At 41.6% G+C, this 15,970-nt stretch carries 15 protein-coding genes and 1 other annotated feature; of the genes, 6 read left to right on the top strand and 9 right to left on the bottom strand.

Translation table 11 applies throughout. From position 1 onward, the window contains the following. Positions 1-26 precede the first annotated feature (26 nt). Positions 27-668, top strand: a complete 642-nt coding sequence (locus tag LJD61_RS05515; protein WP_255226519.1) for an undecaprenyl diphosphate synthase family protein — start codon at positions 27-29, stop codon at positions 666-668. Positions 669-817: 149 nt separating this feature from the next. Here LJD61_RS05515 and LJD61_RS05510 read toward each other — a convergent pair whose 3' ends face one another. Both LJD61_RS05510 and LJD61_RS05505 read right to left on the bottom strand, forming a co-directional pair. Then, entirely contained in the window at positions 818-1,705 is an 888-nt protein-coding gene (locus tag LJD61_RS05510) for an RsiV family protein (RefSeq protein ID WP_255226518.1), read from the bottom strand. Positions 1,706-1,715: 10 nt separating this feature from the next. Then, positions 1,716-2,207, bottom strand: coding sequence for a sigma-70 family RNA polymerase sigma factor (locus LJD61_RS05505; protein WP_255226517.1), 492 nt, complete (start codon positions 2,205-2,207; stop codon positions 1,716-1,718). Positions 2,208-2,414: 207 nt separating this feature from the next. Between LJD61_RS05505 and LJD61_RS05500 the strand changes: the two genes are divergently transcribed. Together LJD61_RS05500 and LJD61_RS05495 are read left to right on the top strand one after the other, a co-directional pair. Next, the gene (locus LJD61_RS05500) at positions 2,415-3,287 is read left to right on the top strand and encodes a pyridoxamine kinase (protein ID WP_255226516.1); all 873 of its coding nucleotides are present in this window, start codon (positions 2,415-2,417) and stop codon (positions 3,285-3,287) included. A gap of 25 nt (positions 3,288-3,312) precedes the next feature. Continuing rightward, complete coding sequence (locus LJD61_RS05495; RefSeq protein ID WP_255226515.1) at positions 3,313-3,837, top strand: ECF transporter S component; 525 nt, start codon at positions 3,313-3,315, stop codon at positions 3,835-3,837. A 75-nt stretch (positions 3,838-3,912) separates the two neighbouring features. Here LJD61_RS05495 and LJD61_RS05490 read toward each other — a convergent pair whose 3' ends face one another. Both LJD61_RS05490 and LJD61_RS05485 read right to left on the bottom strand, forming a co-directional pair. After that, positions 3,913-6,021 (bottom strand): heavy metal translocating P-type ATPase, encoded by a 2,109-nt coding sequence (locus LJD61_RS05490; protein ID WP_255226514.1) that lies wholly within the window; start codon positions 6,019-6,021, stop codon positions 3,913-3,915. Positions 6,022-6,189: 168 nt separating this feature from the next. Further along, the gene (locus tag LJD61_RS05485) at positions 6,190-6,558 is read right to left on the bottom strand and encodes an ArsR/SmtB family transcription factor (RefSeq protein ID WP_303740670.1); all 369 of its coding nucleotides are present in this window, start codon (positions 6,556-6,558) and stop codon (positions 6,190-6,192) included. Between the two features lie 190 nt (positions 6,559-6,748). Between LJD61_RS05485 and LJD61_RS05480 the strand changes: the two genes are divergently transcribed. Then, the gene (locus LJD61_RS05480) at positions 6,749-7,810 is read left to right on the top strand and encodes a YkvI family membrane protein (protein WP_255226513.1); all 1,062 of its coding nucleotides are present in this window, start codon (positions 6,749-6,751) and stop codon (positions 7,808-7,810) included. Positions 7,811-7,880: 70 nt separating this feature from the next. Here the strand turns inward: LJD61_RS05480 and LJD61_RS05475 are convergent, their stop codons facing one another. Then, on the bottom strand, positions 7,881-8,966 hold the full coding sequence (locus LJD61_RS05475) for an alanine/ornithine racemase family PLP-dependent enzyme (protein WP_255226512.1): 1,086 nt from the start codon (positions 8,964-8,966) through the stop codon (positions 7,881-7,883). Positions 8,967-9,221: 255 nt separating this feature from the next. On the opposite strand from LJD61_RS05475, the gene LJD61_RS05470 reads away from it, so the two are divergent. Beyond that, positions 9,222-9,998 (top strand): FMN-binding protein, encoded by a 777-nt coding sequence (locus LJD61_RS05470; protein ID WP_255226511.1) that lies wholly within the window; start codon positions 9,222-9,224, stop codon positions 9,996-9,998. Between the two features lie 58 nt (positions 9,999-10,056). On the opposite strand, the gene LJD61_RS05465 is transcribed toward LJD61_RS05470, so the two are convergent. The 3 genes from LJD61_RS05465 to LJD61_RS05455 form a co-directional block, all read right to left on the bottom strand. Next, complete coding sequence (locus LJD61_RS05465; protein ID WP_255226510.1) at positions 10,057-10,689, bottom strand: DedA family protein; 633 nt, start codon at positions 10,687-10,689, stop codon at positions 10,057-10,059. Between the two features lie 79 nt (positions 10,690-10,768). Beyond that, positions 10,769-12,001 (bottom strand): tyrosine--tRNA ligase, encoded by a 1,233-nt coding sequence (gene tyrS / locus LJD61_RS05460; RefSeq protein ID WP_255226509.1) that lies wholly within the window; start codon positions 11,999-12,001, stop codon positions 10,769-10,771. Between the two features lie 183 nt (positions 12,002-12,184). After that, positions 12,185-12,419 (bottom strand) — a binding site (T-box leader). A 61-nt stretch (positions 12,420-12,480) separates the two neighbouring features. Further along, the gene (locus tag LJD61_RS05455) at positions 12,481-13,002 is read right to left on the bottom strand and encodes a DUF2179 domain-containing protein (protein WP_255226508.1); all 522 of its coding nucleotides are present in this window, start codon (positions 13,000-13,002) and stop codon (positions 12,481-12,483) included. 234 nt (positions 13,003-13,236) lie between these two features. Here LJD61_RS05455 and LJD61_RS05450 point away from each other — a divergent pair, with 234 nt between their 5' ends. After that, on the top strand, positions 13,237-14,325 hold the full coding sequence (locus LJD61_RS05450; protein ID WP_255226507.1) for a CAP domain-containing protein: 1,089 nt from the start codon (positions 13,237-13,239) through the stop codon (positions 14,323-14,325). 70 nt (positions 14,326-14,395) lie between these two features. Here the strand turns inward: LJD61_RS05450 and LJD61_RS05445 are convergent, their stop codons facing one another. After that, complete coding sequence (locus LJD61_RS05445; RefSeq protein ID WP_255226506.1) at positions 14,396-15,628, bottom strand: dicarboxylate/amino acid:cation symporter; 1,233 nt, start codon at positions 15,626-15,628, stop codon at positions 14,396-14,398. Positions 15,629-15,970 lie beyond the last annotated feature (342 nt).

Genomic DNA, 15,970 nt, shown 5'->3' with positions numbered 1-15,970 from the left:
AAATAATATGCTTGAGGTGATTTGATTTGAGAATACCTGAGCATATAGGCATAATACCCGATGGAAACAGAAGATGGGCGGAATCAAAGGGAATGTCCAAGGAAAAGGGATATATGATAGGAACCGGTCCGGGACTGGAGCTTTTTAAGCTGTGTCAGCAGTCAGGCGTAAAGGAATTGACCTATTACGGCTTTACTGTGGATAATACCAAAAGGCCGGCAGAGCAGCGGAAAGCCTTTAGCGGTGCATGCATACATGCTGTAGAGATGCTCTCAAAAGAGGATGCAGATTTGCTGGTTATCGGCAATAGCGACTCTCCCATGTTTCCCGAAGAATTGCTTCCCTATACTATAAGAAAAACCTTCGGCACCGGCGGAATGAAAGTCAATTTCCTGGTGAACTACGGCTGGGAATGGGATTTGAACTACCTGAAGATGGCCAAGAACACTAAAAAAAATATAAATGATTATATAAAATCCAAAGATATATCAAGGGTAGATTTGATCATACGCTGGGGAGGAAGGCGTAGGCTCAGCGGATTCTTGCCTGTCCAGTCCATTTACTCGGATTTTTATGTCATCGATGATTATTGGCCGGATTTTAAGCCCGAGCATTTCTGGAACGCATTAGAGTGGTATGATCATCAGGATATAACCCTTGGAGGATAATATAAAACTCAGGATTCAGAACTCAGAGCTCAGGAGCCAGGGATTTCCGCTGGGGTCATGGGGTTATGGAGTACCCCAATGCTAGAAGCCAGAAGCTAGTGGCTAGTGGCTAGTGGCTAGTGGCTAAAATAAAAGTGGCAAAGCCACTTTTATTTTATATATTCATCTCCTGCCAATATATCCTTTATCGCTTCGGTGGGTATTACAAATTCTATGACACCCATGTATCCCGGAGCCACCTCATACTTGTCAAAGGAAATCACCAGCTTGCTGTCATCATTTATATAAAAGCTTTGCTCATTAGAAATCCTTTCAAAGGGCTCTATAGGATTTTCCATACCTGCATCGGATACCCAATAGGTCTTTCCTTCGTCTTCTTTCATCTGCTCCCTCATCTGGATTTTAATGTTTTCACTGATGATATCCACATAGCTTTCATCCTTAAACAGGGACGGCAATGTGATAAGTATCTGATTTTTCTTATCTATAGTGTCATATTTGAAGACGGTGGATGAAGACCCTACCGTGTTTACCACATATCTTCCTATGGCAAGAATCCTTTCGTTATCGGTCTTTATCTGGTAACCGGAGTCTACTCCCATATGGCCTCCTCCGTTTTTCTTTAGTTCTTCTATTTCTGCTGTAAAATCTTCATATAGCTTCTTATTCTCTTCCAGATACTTTTCATTAAGGCTGCTCTGCAGCTTTTCATCCTCCAGGCCTTCTATAGCGGGGACTTTTATATCCGCGTTGTAGGTATCCTCCTGAAGCTTGTATTCTCTGAAGGTGAGAACCTTAACTATATTGCCGACAACAGGGACTCCGGATAATGCATTGGCAAAGGCAGGGCTTGCATTCAGGCTTGCAGTAAATATAACCGCTGAAGCTGCAGCGCCAGCCATCCATTTATATCTATTTTTTTTGTAATTCTTTTTTAATCCATCCTTTATTGCCTTTTTCACCATAAAATCCAACTCCTTTGGTATTTCAATATTCATGTATTCCTCTTTCAGCCTTTCCATATCAGATTTAGACATATAATCCCTCCTAGATGTTTTCTTCCATTTGAACTCTTAAAAGCTTGAGAGCCCTGTATAATCGAGTTTTTATCGTGTTTACATTTTCACCTAATATTTCTGCTACTTCTTCAATCTTTAAATCCTCAAAATATCTGAGGATTATTATGCTTTTATAATCCGGCTTAAGTGTTTCTATAGCCCTATGTAAATCTATGTCCTCATATAAATCCTCTTCAGCCTTTATATGGCTTTCTAGAATATCTGAATCTACTGCAACAGCTTTTTTGTTTTTACGCAGAAAATCTATGGAGGTATTGACTACGATCCTATAAAACCAGGTCTTGATGTATTCAGGGTTTTGAATTTTGCCAATACCGGTGAAAGCCTTGTATATAGACTCCTGCAAAATATCCAAGGCATCATCGGCGTTTTTAACATAGCTAAAGGCCAGCCTGTAGTATTTTTCTTTGTTGTCTATGATATTTTCCTTCAGGAGTTTATCCAGTAACTTATGCCCCATAAAATGAAGGTCTCCTTTCTAAGATGCGCATCTTATTGTCTACATCTTATTGACTCCCTACTGTGTAAAAAAGTTTTGTGTATCGATACGCTTTATAAGATATTTCTATAATTCTCATTTTTGCTGTTTTATCATCTTCATTATAATTATGGCGTACCTTAGAATAAAATTGAAGAGGAAAATTTATGAACATGAGAGGGGTATCCGATGAGAAGTATTATACCTAAGACAGCTGCCATACATGATATCACAGGCTTTGGACGCTGTTCATTATCCGTCATCATACCTGTGCTTTCATCTATGGGGATTCAGGTTTGCCCTATGCCCACCGCTATACTGAGCAGCCATCCGGCAGGCTTTAAAAATTACTTTTTTCATGAGCTTACCGATGAACTGGGTGATTATATAGATAGCTGGAAAGATGAAAGCATCAATTTTGATTGCATATACAGCGGATTTTTAGGCTCTGCAAAGCAGGCAGGCATGATCAGAAATTTTATAGATGAATTCAGGAAGAGCGAAGGCCAATTGATAGTGATAGACCCTGTCATGGCTGACCATGGAAAGCTTTATGGCATATTTGACAAAAGCATAATAAACGAAATGCGCACTCTTGCGGAAAAGGCGGATGTAATAACCCCCAACCTTACCGAAGCCTGCTTCCTGTTAGGTGAAAGCTACAGCCAGGAGTCTATGGATGATCATGATATGAAGCGTTATCTTAAGAGGCTTTCCTATATGGGGCCTGATAACGTTATCATTACCAGCATTAAATCCACAGCCGGGAGCCATGTAAATATAGGATACAGCAAAAAAGCCGATCTTTATTGGAAAATACCCTACAAATATATACCTGCCCAATATCCCGGCACAGGAGATATATTTGCGAGCACATTGACAGGATATCTTCTCCAGGGTTGTGATCTGCCGGAGGCTATGGCCAGAGCTACCGGATTCGTATCCTTAGCCGTTGGCAGGACCTATGAGGCAAGAACCCCCGCCAGGGAAGGGATCTTGTTGGAAGGCATGCTGTGCATGCTCAATGAAGAATTTGCGGGAGTTGGCATTCAGAGTTTTTAATGATCATAACAGGAGGTAATCATAAATGAATAAAAAGTTCTCAATTCACGATATCGTTATTATAGGTATGCTGGCTGCTTTTTGCACCATCGGCACTACCATAAAGATACCCTACGGCAATGGTGCCATGGTGCATATGGGATCAGCGGCTATTTATACTGCGGCATTGCTTTTCGGCGGCGTATATGCAGGCCTTGGAGGAGCAATAGGCTCAGCGTTCTTTGACCTTTTGATGGGCTTTTCCCCTTATACCCTATGGTCCTTCTTTATAAAAGGCATTGCAGGGTTTGTAGTAGGAAGCATTGCCCACTCAGGAGGCTCTGAAGGCAAAAGCCTGGTTAAAAACATCATAGCCATCATAGCAGGAGCCGCCTGGACTCTAGCCGGATACATGGCGGCCTGGACATCAGTGACAGGCAAGTTTGAGGCTGCATTGCTCAATATTCCCAGTTCCCTCATAACTTCCGCAGCCGGTATGCTGGTAGCCCTCCCATTAGCGGCAGCTTTGTATAAGCCTATTTCCAAGCTCAGCATGGATTACAAAAGGTAATGATCACCCGTAAAAGGGAGTTGGATTTCCAACTCCCTTTACAATACAGCAATAGATGCAAAATAGCATATCGCTTTAGCTTCTTACAACTCTCATGGCGTTCAAAACTGCTATAAGCGCCACACCAACGTCTGCGAATACGGCTTCCCACATTGTTGCAAAGCCCAAAGCTCCCATCACCAGCACTATAAGCTTTACTCCCAACGCAAATACTATGTTCTGCAATACTATCTTTCTTGTAAAGGCTGCGACTTTGATGCCCTCAACCAGCTTGGAAGGTTCATCCGTCATAAGCACTATGTCCGAGGCTTCTATAGCTGCATCCGAGCCAAGGCCGCCCATGGCGACACCTATATCTGCCATGGTCAGTACAGGAGCATCATTTATACCGTCTCCTACAAACACTACATTCCCTTTTTCCGATTTCTCGCCCTTTATTTTTTCCAGCATGGCTACCTTTTCCTGAGGGAGAAGCTCATAATAAGCTTCATCGAGGCCCAGGGCCTGCTTTACATTCATAGCTGCTGCCTTGTTGTCTCCCGTAAGCATTACAACTTTTTTAACGCCTGCTTCCTTTAATGCTTTTACGGTTTCTTTGGCATCTGACTTAGGCTTATCGGATATCAATATATATCCTGCATAATTGCCTTCTATAGCTACATGAACTATAGTCCCCGGCGCGTCAATCTCTTTATATGAGATGCCTTCGCTTTCCATAAGCTTTTCATTTCCTACCAGTATTTCTCCCCACTCGGTTTTGGCCTTTATACCCTTGCCCGTTACATCCTCATGGTGAAGAACTTTTGACAGGTCTACACTTTTCCCATAGGCTTCCTTTATTGAGAGAGCTATTGGATGATCAGAAAAGCTTTCTGCAGTTGCAGCATATTCAAGAACTCCTTCTATAGGATAGTCCTTTTCATTGACTATTTCGTTAACTTTAAATACCCCTTCGGTCAGTGTGCCGGTTTTGTCAAATACTACTGTATTGATGCTGTTCAAGGCTTCTAAATAGTTGCCGCCCTTCACCAGGATGCCCTTCTTGGATGCTCCTCCGATACCGCCGAAAAAGCTCAGGGGTATGGACACCACCAAAGCACAGGGGCAGGATACGACCAAGAATATCAATGCTCTGTAAAGCCATTGGGAGAAAGTATCAAAGCCATAAATAAAGGATGGTATCAAAGCTATTCCCAATGCAGTGAACACTACTAAAGGAGTATATACCTTTGCAAATTTGGTTATGAAGTTCTCTGTAGGAGCTTTCTTCAGAGCAGCATTTTCTACAAGATCAAGTATTTTTGCAACTGTGGATTGAGAATATTCTTTATCTACTTTTAAGGTTATCATTTTATCCTTGACTATGAAACCGCTTAAAACCACATCTCCTGCTTTTATGCTTCTCGGTGCCGATTCTCCCGTAAGAGCAGCAGTATCGACAGATGCTTCGCCTTTTACAACAGTTCCGTCTAAGGGTATCCTCTCACCCGGCTTGACCAAAATGATATCGCCTATCTGCACATCCTCGGGAGATACCTCCTGGACCGTATTGTCCAGTACCAGATTTGCATGATCAGGCCTGATATTCATCAATGCTTTGATGGATCTTCTGGACCGGTCTACTGCCATGTCCTGGAATATCTCTCCTATATTAAAGAATATCATGACCGCTGCGGCTTCAGGATATTCTCCTATTGCAAAGGCTCCGATGGTGGCAATGGTCATAAGGAAATTCTCATCAAATACATTGCCCTTAAAAAGATTTCTGAAGGCCTTGTATACTACCTCTCCTCCCGCCAGCACGTAGGCTGCCGCGAATAATGAAAGGCGTAAAATCTCCGAGGATTTAAATATGTGAGCCAGTGCGTAAATAAGCAGTGCTGCAGCCAGCTTCCATATCTCCATCTTTATTTCATTTTTCTCCTCCGGCTCTTCTTTTATCGCCGATTTTTTTTCTATGATCTCAACACCGTCCTCTATGCTATCAATAGTTTTTATTGCTTCATCCAATATTCTTTCCGCATCCTTTGGATTTTTGTATTCCAATACCAATCTTCTGCCTACAAAATCTATGGAAGCCTTGTGAACTCCCGTGATGCTTTGAATTCCGCGCTCTATTTTCGCCGCACAATTGGCGCAATGGAGCCCTTTGATTATGAATTCTCTCTTTAATACCTCTTCCATACTTTTTCCCCCTTAATATAGTTGCGAGTTGCGAGAGCCAGGGCATTCCTTTTAGGTCTTATATTACGGTAAACACGGATTATCACTGAAATTTTCACGGAATTACACGGAATTTTAGTGTTTTTCAGTGGTTCCCGTCTTCCCCGTTACCTCATCTGCCCATTTGCCCTAACGATGCTTGATATGAGCCATCGCCTGGTCGAATATATGTTTTACGTGTTCATCATCCAGGGAATAATAGATTACTTTGCCGTCTCTTCTGTTTTTTACAAGCCTTGCATCCTTTAATATTCTAAGCTGATGGGAAATTGCAGATTGATTCATATTCAAAAGAGCGGCAATATCACAAACACACATCTCCGCTTCAAAAAGTACATGCAATATTTTTACTCTTGTGCTGTCGCCGAATACCCTGAAAAGATCCGAGATGTCATAAAGCAAATCCTCATCAGGCATATTGTCACGCACTTTTTTTACTATGTCCTCATGTATTATATTGCTCTCACAGCAATCAACCTTTGTCTTATCATCCACCATGAATGCACCTCCTTTTACATATGAACGTATGAATACTTGTTCATATGTTCAATAATATTTTATGCTTTTATATAAGCTTTGTCAATAGGATTTAACAATGTTCTTAATTCATATAAAGATTCACAAGCGGCGTGATAAGTCACATATTACTTCAGTTGTGAAAATATAATAGATTGAAGGGGGGATTTTTTTGAAAAAAGGATTAGTCCTATCTTTCAGAATAGGAGCCGCATTTATCGGAACCGTCATTGGGGCAGGATATGCATCAGGGCAGGAAATAATGCAGTTTTTCTCCGTATTCGGTGCATATGGGATGATCACGCTCTTGCTTTCAGGCTTTTTATTTATTATTACGGCCGTTTCCGTATTCAATATTTCAGCCCGGCTCAAGGCTTTCAATTACAGGGATTTCGTCTGCAAGCTCTGCGGCGGTAAAATAGGAGGCTTTTATGATGCCATAATAACTTTATTCTTATTTTTAGGCACTTCCATCATGTTTTCCGGCAGCTGCGAGATTTTTAAGGCTTATTTTCATCTCCCGAAGATCTATGGAATCGCTATCATATGCTTTCTGACCTTGCTGGCGGTCTTTAAATCTATAGAGGGCTTGCTGAGCGTAAATTCAATCATCGTTCCGGCTATTTCTGCAGTTGTGATATTAGCATCTATAGCATTGTTCAAAGATAAAAATATGCTCACGCTGTGGTCTCATATAGATATTCCTAAAAATTCATCCGCTTTTAAGGCTTTTTTCTTTATGTTTTTTTATTGTTCCTATAACCTCATGCTTTCTTTGGGAGTTTTGACAGCTTTCCCTCAGGATATAAAAAGCAAAAAAGCGTTGTCTATGGGAGCTTTCATAGGCGGTTTCGGTTTAATGGTGCTGGCTTTTTTACTCAACGCCCTGATTTTAACCGATATGCCCGAAGTATTGGATAAATCTTTGCCTATGATATACATAACCAGAGGATTCCATCCTTATTTTAGATATGCATTGGCTTTATGCATCTGGGGGGAAATATATTCCACCGCTGTTTCTGATGTGTTCAGCCTGGCAAACAGATTGTCAAGCAAAAAAAGATACAGCTATAAAGCTGTATGCACTGCTATAGTCCTGTGCTCCATTCCGCTGTCCCTCTTTGATTTCAAATCCCTCGTGGCGTTCTTTTACCCGCTCTTCGGGGCTTTGTCGATATTTCTTATAGTTTGTATAATTTATTATGGAAAAGCGGAAAAGCTTAAGCCGCAATAGCAAGAAATACATGCACCCTGAGCTCTGAATCCTGAGTTCTATCACATAAGGAATCCCCTAATACCAGAGGCTAGCGGCCAGAAGCCAGAGGCATAAAGACCTTTTCCACATAGGGGGAGGTAGTGAGGCTTAATACTGCGGAATAGGCGCAGCGAAAGGCTATAAGGCTTCCGGGTTCGACCTTCTCCTTGCTGTCCGTTACATCCACTATCAGATGGTCGCTGCTTCCTCCCAATATCTCCATGCCTTCGGAAACCGGAGCGAGAGCTTCTATTCTCACATCCTGGCGTCCGATGGCCAATATGGCTCTCTTCCTTATTCCTTTGTCCAGGAACACAGGCTGGTTTCCGAAGGCATCATAGCCGCTCCGGCCCATTGGAACAGAGGGTTTTTGCCTGAGCTCAACCACTTCCGCCTTCAATATGAAGGCATCCCGGTGGAGGTTTTCAATAAACAATCCGTTGGTGCTGTCCTCTCCAAGGATCACAGCCTCCCCAATCCTCAAATTGTTTATTTCCTTCGGCAGCTTTCCTTCCCTCAATAGCTTCAGGGCACAGGTAGAGCCTCCGGATATTATAGGCAATTCTATACCATAGGCCTTCTCCAGGCTATCTCTCAGGTTCACTAAAATCTTCGCATTTTCCACTGTGGGCAGGATGCCCCCGTAGCAGCCTACATTCGTACCTATCCCTATGAGCCTTACCCCATTCATTGCAAGGATATCCTCTACCAGCGCTCCGGAATTTTCCGGCATCACCCCTTCTCTCAGGTCGCCTACATCTATCATAAGTATGATGCTATGCACTTTCCCCATGCTCTTTGCTTTGTCGGAATAGGCTTTTATGACCTCAAGCTGGGATTGAAGGCTTATATCAGCGTATCTGATGACTTCTTCCGCTTCGCTTATTTTGGGAATTCTGATCATCATATACTTCACATCAGGAAACTCCCTTTTAATCTTTGCAATATTTTGTATCCTTGCATCGCCAAAAAAATTATGTCCGTCTTCGATAAGGGCTTCAACAATAGGCAGCTCAGCGCAAAACCCTTTTGTTACAATGCAGATATCGATGTCTGATTTTTCACAAAAATCTTTAATCCTTTGGGCATTGTATTTGATCTTGGCCAGATCAATTTCTAATAACGGCGTGTGCATAACAACCCTCCATAATTTAAAAATACAGCAGCCCTGAGCAGCTGCGGTTACTGCCTTATATTACTATTATTATATCATTGCAGATTTATAATAGAAGCGGTTCTTCCAATTTTATATTTATAATATTTTCTATGCCAATATTATTTATGAAATATCTATAAATTTTGTAATAAAACTATTTATTTTTTCCACTGTTATGTTATAATAAAAATGTAAAATTATTAACAAACTCTCGAAAGGGGAAGGAAATTCGAAATGAAAAAGTTATTATCATTAGCGCTTATAGTAGTCTTAGTAGTAGCTATGGCTGCAGCATGCGCACCAAAGAGCGAACCTGCAGCAGCTCCACCGGCAACTAATAATGAGGCTGCTTACAAAGATGGTACTTATACGGCAAAGGGTGATACGGACGAAAGAGGCTGGACACCTGAAGTTACTGTAGTAGTTAAAGACGGTAAGATTTCCGAAGTGAAATACGACGAAGTAAGAGGCATGTACAAATCAGAAGATACCGAATATCACAAGGCATTCAAAGATGCTAAAAATGTTGACATAGTTGCAGTTTATAAGCAGATGGGCGAAGGGCTTGTTGCCGCTCAGGATTCAGAGAAGGTTGCTGCTGTCGCAGGCGCTACAGGATCCTTCACTAACTTCAAAACATTAGCTGCTGAAGCTATCGCACAAGCAAAAGACGGAGACAAGCTTAAAGACGGGAACTTCAAAGCATCAGGGAAAGAGGATGAAAGAGGCTGGACTCCTTTCGTTTCTATCACAGTTGCAGAAGGCAAAATAACAGCTGCTACTTATGATGAAGTTTCATCAAAGGCATTTGTAAACAAGACACAAGACGAAGGCTACAAGGCATCCTTCAAGCAGGTCAAAAATGTTGACTTGGTTGCGGCATACGAGAAATTCGGTGCAGACCTTGTTGCAGCACAGGATATAGCAAAAGTTGATACAACAGGCGGAGCAAGCCACTCAGGAGAAAACTTCAAAGCTCTCGTAGAAGAAGCTTTAAGCCAGGCAAAATAGTATAAAAATACACGATAATGTATAAAAATAGATGCCGACATCGGCATCTATTTTTTATTTAATATCTTCTCTTATTTAATAACTTATATACTTGGTATGCTCCATAAATTATTACGGCTATAGTGACAATATAGAACAGGGGTTTCATGCTTGCAATTATATTCACTATTTCATCCGTACTGCTTATCACTCCATAGCCTAAATAACACATGAACAGAGTCCAGGGAAAAATGCCTGCGAAGGTATACAGCAAAAACTTGCCTATGTTCATACTATTCATCCCTGCTATATAGGAAAAATAGTTTCCCAAAAAGGTAGGCCTTGAAAGGCATACGGTCCATTCCCCGTATTTATTGAATATATCGCTCACCTTTTTTATCTTATCTATTCTATTGCTGTAATATTTCTTGTAAAATTTAGTGGCAATATTATTTATATGTCCCCCGATGTAATATGGTATGAGGGAGGCCGCAGTATAACAGACGCTGCAGATCCCCACCAGCACCCAAAAATTCAATCCCAGCTGTTTGATTGCAAAACCGCTGAAAATCAATATATACATGCCGGGAAAAGGTACGGAAGCACCTTCCATAATCATTGCAAGCCCCGCATATAAATAGCTATGCCCTTGCATATGATATATGATCCCCATTATCTTTGATAAAGCAGCGCTCATAATTTCTTGATACATATTATATCTTTCCATATCAATTAGTTTTAATATTATCCTACTATTATATACGAATTTGATATGGATGATACTTCATCTATTATTTAACAACCACTCTATGATATGTCTTTTTGCCTTTTTTCAGCATCAGGGCAGCTTCTTTAAAATCATCCGGAGTAATTGTAAACTCGATGGAATCCACTTTTTCATCATTCAGGAGAAGCCCGCCCTGGTTTATGAGCCTTCTCCCTTCACCCTTTGAGGGTGCCAGGCCTGTAAAAACCAGCATATCGATAATATTCATGCCGGCTCCCAGCTGATCCTTGCTGATTTCCGTTGTTGGCACCATGTCAAGGTTTCCGCCGCCGCCAAACAGCGCTTCTGCTGCATCCCCGGCTTTTTTTGCCTCTTCTTCGCCATGAACAAGCTTTGTGACTTCAAAGGCAAGAACCTTCTTGGCTTCATTTATCTTATTTCCCGGAAGGGCCCCCAATCTTCTCACTTCATCCATGGGCAGGAACGTCAGCAATGCCAGGCATTTTTCAACATCTGCATCGTCAACGTTTCTCCAGTATTGATAAAAATCATAGGGGCTGGTTTTATCAGGGTCAAGCCATACAGCTCCTGCCTGAGTTTTTCCCATCTTCTTGCCGTCGCTGGTGGTTAAAAGGGTAAATGTCATTCCGAAAGCAGGCACGTTTTCTACCCTTCTGATCAGGTCGGCTCCGGATATTATGTTGGACCATTGATCATCTCCGCCTAATTGCAGCTTACAGCCATACCTTCTGTAGAGCTCTACAAAGTCATAGGATTGCATCAGCATGTAATTAAACTCTATAAAGGTAAGCCCTTTTTCCAACCTGTTTTTGTAGCATTCGGCCGTCAGCATCCTGTTTACAGAGAAGTGCACTCCTATTTCTCTCAAAAAATCTACATAGTTGAGGTTCAACAGCCAATTTGCATTATTCTCCATTATAGCCTTGCCGTCGCTGAAATCTAAAAACTTTTCAAACTGCACCTTGAATCTTTCAGCATTCTGCTGAATCTCCTCTTGAGTCAGCATCTTTCTCATGTCGGTCCTGCCGCTTGGATCTCCTACCATTGTAGTGCCGCCTCCCAGCAAAGCTATTGGCCTATGGCCGGCTTTTTGCATGTGGGCCATGACGATCATCTGTAAAAAATGACCTACATGAAGGCTATCCGCAGTAGCGTCAAATCCTATATAAAAAGTAACGGATTCCTTGCCCAATAATTCTCTTACCTCTTCTTCATGAGTTACCTGCTGGATAAATCCCCTTTCTTTCAAAACATCAAAAACATTTCTCTTTTCCATTTTAATCATCCTTTCTTTTCTATTATGCGTACTGATAATGATTGCCAATGCCCCAGGGCATCCTCTCTTGCTCCTGTGGAGCAATTCACCTTATGCTCCGAGGCTACAAGTTTGTATGCTTGCATAGGGTTGCCTCAAAACTCGCTTTGGCTCAAACAAAAAACAATAAAGCCATCCATCCCTAGTAGGGACGAATGGCTCGCGGTACCACCCTAATTGGCAAAATAAATGCCCGGCTCAACAGGATACAAATAATACCCCCTTCCCATATAACGGTGGAAGACTCCGTCCCGGCCTACTGAAAATTTCAGCCTGCAGCTCAAAGGTGTATTTCACAGCTTCTGCCTTCCGGCTTGCACCAACCGCCGGCTCTCTTTGAGGCATCTTTTCTGTTACTTCTCCCTGTCATCGCCTTTATGGATTTAATTATATATTTGAAAAAAGCTAATGTCAATAGATATTAATAGCATTCCCGGCGGCTAACCCTTCTTTTTGGGAACAAAATGCCCTCCCATTGAAGAGCGTATATCAGATATGGTGATGAACGCATGAGGATCAATCTTATGGACTGCTTTATACAGCTTATTTATATGCCTTCTTTCCAAAATTATATTGAGCATATAGCTTTTGCCTTCCAGGCCCATACCTTCAAATATTGTTACGCCAAAGCCTCCGTCTCTTAAGGCCTGAACGACATCCTCATAGTTTTCCTTTAGAATAACTCCTGCCGAAACTCTGCCCAAGGACAGCTTTTCTTCTATTCTCCCTCCGATTATATTTCCGCATGCATAGCCCAAGCAATATGCGATTATCAAGATGGGCTTGTTTATATTCCCAACCACTTTTCCGAGGACTATAAGATATATCATGACTTCAAAAAAGCCTAAAACTGCCGCTATTTGCCTATTGCCTTTCACTAAAAGTATTGTTCTTAGTGTGCCTATCGATACATCAAGTATTCTGGCAAAAAAAATAAATAATGCTTGTACGAATATGGTCATTTATTCCTCCTGTTTTCGCAAAAATATGTTCCACTATATATATTTCTATTTGATTTCTGATTTTCCTTCATGGTTAAATAAAATTCACATCGATTGCCGTATGAATTTTAATCCATATAAGCCTTAATTTGATGCTCGTCAGCTTTTATATTTTTCATTTTAATATGCAAAATAAATATGAAAGCTGCATTATTTTTTGCAAGTTTTCATCACAAAATACTAAGGAGGTTGTTTATGTTAAGATATAGGAAAGCACTCGCCTTTACCTTATGTGTAATGCTTCTTGCAGGAGTATTTTCGGGCTGCACCAATCAATATACCAGAAGGATCGCCACGCCCAATACTCAACAGAAGAATATGAGCCAAGTCCCCAATACTACCAACACTCCTAATACAAACCGAAGTCAGATGCCTAACAGTATATGGGGAAACACCAATCCAAACGGAAGGATATCGGCAAGCTCTGAAAAAGCTGATATAAGCTTTGGGAAGGTGACTGTGCCAAACTGCAACGTAAGGTCAGGACCAGGAACAAATTTCGGGACCATTGGCACTGTCACATCCAATGATAAGATAAACGTTCTTGGCAAGGTCAATAATTGGTATATAGTTCAAATGCCAGGCAAAAATGATATAGGTTGTATAGAAAGCAAGTATGTGCAGCCTTATCCTTCCGGAACCGGTGCAAAGAAAATCCCAAGCGTTCCTCCACCAGTAACCGGAACCACTACACCCGGTACAACACCTTGGTCTCCTACTTCTCCGGGAGGTCCGTTAAACCCGAACACACCCGGAACAGTTAATCCGGGAACTACAACACCCGGTACTACAACACCTGGTACTACAACACCTGGTACTCCGACTACACCAGGTACTCCAACTACGCCAGGCACCCCGACTACACCGAGCACCCCAAGCCAGGATACGACCGGAACAGGTGTAATGACTGCCGAGGAGAAAAGAATCCTTGAGCTATGCAATGTTGAAAGAGCAAAAGTAGGTGCACCTGCGCTGAAAGCAAATAATGATCTGACGAAGCTAGCTCGTATGAAATCAAAGGATATAGTTGACAAGGGCTATTTTGCCCATCAATCTCCGACTTACGGATCACCCTTTGATATGATGAGAAACTACGGAATATCCTATATGTATGCAGGAGAAAACCTGGCGCAAAATACAACAGCTGATAGAGCTTTCCAGGCATGGATGAACTCTGAAGGCCACAAAAAGAATATATTGAATCCTAACTTTACTGAATTAGGAGTAGGTATTGCTTCTATGGACGGCAGCAATACGTATACTCAGATGTTTATCGGCAAATAGAAAGGCTTGATAGCGATGTGCTGACGCAAAGCACCAGCTAAAGAAACCGCAGGATTGCTCCTGCGGTAGCTTACATAGATGCACTTCTGTTGACTGCAGCTTCCTTGTTCAACTCGTTTTCCGATGCTGCGATTATTACTGAGCAAGCAGTATCTCCTGTTATATTGACAGTTGTCCTTGCCATATCCAGCACCCTGTCTATTCCGGCAATAAGAGCCAAGCCTTCAAGAGGAAGGCCTACAGATTGGAGAACCATGGTGAGCATTATGAGCCCTGCGCCCGGAACACCGGCGGTACCTATGGAAGCCAAGGTTGCCGTAAGCACTATTGTAAATTGCTGCGCAATGGTAAGGTTGATTCCGTAGACCTGAGCTATGAAAAATGCGCAAACTCCTTGATATAATGCAGTTCCGTCCATATTTATCGTAGCTCCCAGAGGAAGCACGAAGCTGCTTATGGAGTTTGGCACCCCCATAGATTCAGCGCATTTCATGTTTATCGGAAGTGTGGCGCTGCTGCTTGCTGTAGTAAATGCAAATATTTGGGCAGGAGCTACGGATTTAAAAAATTTGATAGGGCTGAATTTGCCGAGAATCTTCAAGGTACCTGAGTATACTATGAGCATATGAAGCAGGCATCCTAAATATACGATGACAATCACCTTAAGCAGCGGCAATAAAATCTTTGGCCCGTTTACAGCCACCACCGGAGTTATGAGAGCGAACACACCATAAGGTGCGAAATTCATTATAGCGCCTGTCATCTTGTACATGGCTTCGGCCAAGGATTCAAAGCCCCTCTGCAAGGATGCTCCCTTTTCCCCAATAGCCATTATGCTTCCGCCCAGCATTAAGGCAAACACTATTATCTGCAGCATATTTCCGTCCACAAGTGCTTTCAAGGGATTTGTAGGAATGATGTTCAATAGGGTATCCACAAACTTAGGCATTTCCTTAGCCTCTGCAACAGCATCTACGGGTATTGAATAACCCGCGCCCACATTCAATACATTAGCAAGTATAAGTCCTATGATTACTGCAAAAGCAGTGGTCAAAAGATAATAAGCGAGAGTTTTTCCGCCTACCCTCCCTATTTTCTTTACGTCCCCCAAGCCGGTAGTTCCTACAACCAGCGAAGCCAGCACCAAGGGTACAACTATGAGCTTGATAAGATTTAAGAATAATGTCCCGAAAGGCTTGATATAAGTGTCGGCAATGTCCGGGGAACCTTGCAGGAATACACCTGCCAAAATACCGATTATCAAAGCGATCAATATCTTGGTAGAAAGACCCAGCTTTTTCATTAAAACACCTCCATTAATAATTTTTCTTTCATATTAAGTATATATATCCGTCAATTATATTATGATATATAATAAAATGTTTGTCCATACATTACCAAAGGTTACATTTTTCAACATTCTGTCGAGATATGTCTATTCATGTGTTAAATTATATTTATTTTGTATATTTAATATTTATACATTATTTCTTGTTTAAGTTTTTCACTTTTCCTTAATATATATAACGCATTAAATATTCTACATAGCTGTTATGCTGTAAAATCTTTTTTACGTTATATATAGATATGTACTGAAAAGCAAATTAATAATATAATAAGAAAGGCTTATATCAATTTATTCAAA

This window comes from Lutispora saccharofermentans (assembly GCF_024363565.1).
GTDB lineage: Bacteria > Bacillota > Clostridia > Lutisporales > Lutisporaceae > Lutispora > Lutispora saccharofermentans.
This window is presented reverse-complemented; position numbering and strand designations above follow the sequence as displayed.

What these genes read in the sequence shown, in the direction of transcription:
- LJD61_RS05465 (WP_255226510.1), bottom strand. Translation starts at nt 10,689, where the DNA reads ATGTATCAAGAAATTATGAGCGCTGCTTTATCAAAGATAATGGGGATC.
- LJD61_RS05485 (WP_303740670.1), bottom strand. Translation starts at nt 6,558, where the DNA reads ATGGTGGATGATAAGACAAAGGTTGATTGCTGTGAGAGCAATATAATA.
- LJD61_RS05450 (WP_255226507.1), top strand. Translation starts at nt 13,237, where the DNA reads ATGTTAAGATATAGGAAAGCACTCGCCTTTACCTTATGTGTAATGCTT.
- LJD61_RS05475 (WP_255226512.1), bottom strand. Translation starts at nt 8,966, where the DNA reads ATGCACACGCCGTTATTAGAAATTGATCTGGCCAAGATCAAATACAAT.
- LJD61_RS05470 (WP_255226511.1), top strand. Translation starts at nt 9,222, where the DNA reads ATGAAAAAGTTATTATCATTAGCGCTTATAGTAGTCTTAGTAGTAGCT.
- LJD61_RS05445 (WP_255226506.1), bottom strand. Translation starts at nt 15,628, where the DNA reads ATGAAAAAGCTGGGTCTTTCTACCAAGATATTGATCGCTTTGATAATC.
- LJD61_RS05505 (WP_255226517.1), bottom strand. Translation starts at nt 2,207, where the DNA reads ATGGGGCATAAGTTACTGGATAAACTCCTGAAGGAAAATATCATAGAC.
- LJD61_RS05500 (WP_255226516.1), top strand. Translation starts at nt 2,415, where the DNA reads ATGAGAAGTATTATACCTAAGACAGCTGCCATACATGATATCACAGGC.
- LJD61_RS05495 (WP_255226515.1), top strand. Translation starts at nt 3,313, where the DNA reads ATGAATAAAAAGTTCTCAATTCACGATATCGTTATTATAGGTATGCTG.
- LJD61_RS05510 (WP_255226518.1), bottom strand. Translation starts at nt 1,705, where the DNA reads ATGTCTAAATCTGATATGGAAAGGCTGAAAGAGGAATACATGAATATT.
- LJD61_RS05490 (WP_255226514.1), bottom strand. Translation starts at nt 6,021, where the DNA reads ATGGAAGAGGTATTAAAGAGAGAATTCATAATCAAAGGGCTCCATTGC.
- LJD61_RS05455 (WP_255226508.1), bottom strand. Translation starts at nt 13,002, where the DNA reads ATGACCATATTCGTACAAGCATTATTTATTTTTTTTGCCAGAATACTT.
- tyrS (WP_255226509.1), bottom strand. Translation starts at nt 12,001, where the DNA reads ATGGAAAAGAGAAATGTTTTTGATGTTTTGAAAGAAAGGGGATTTATC.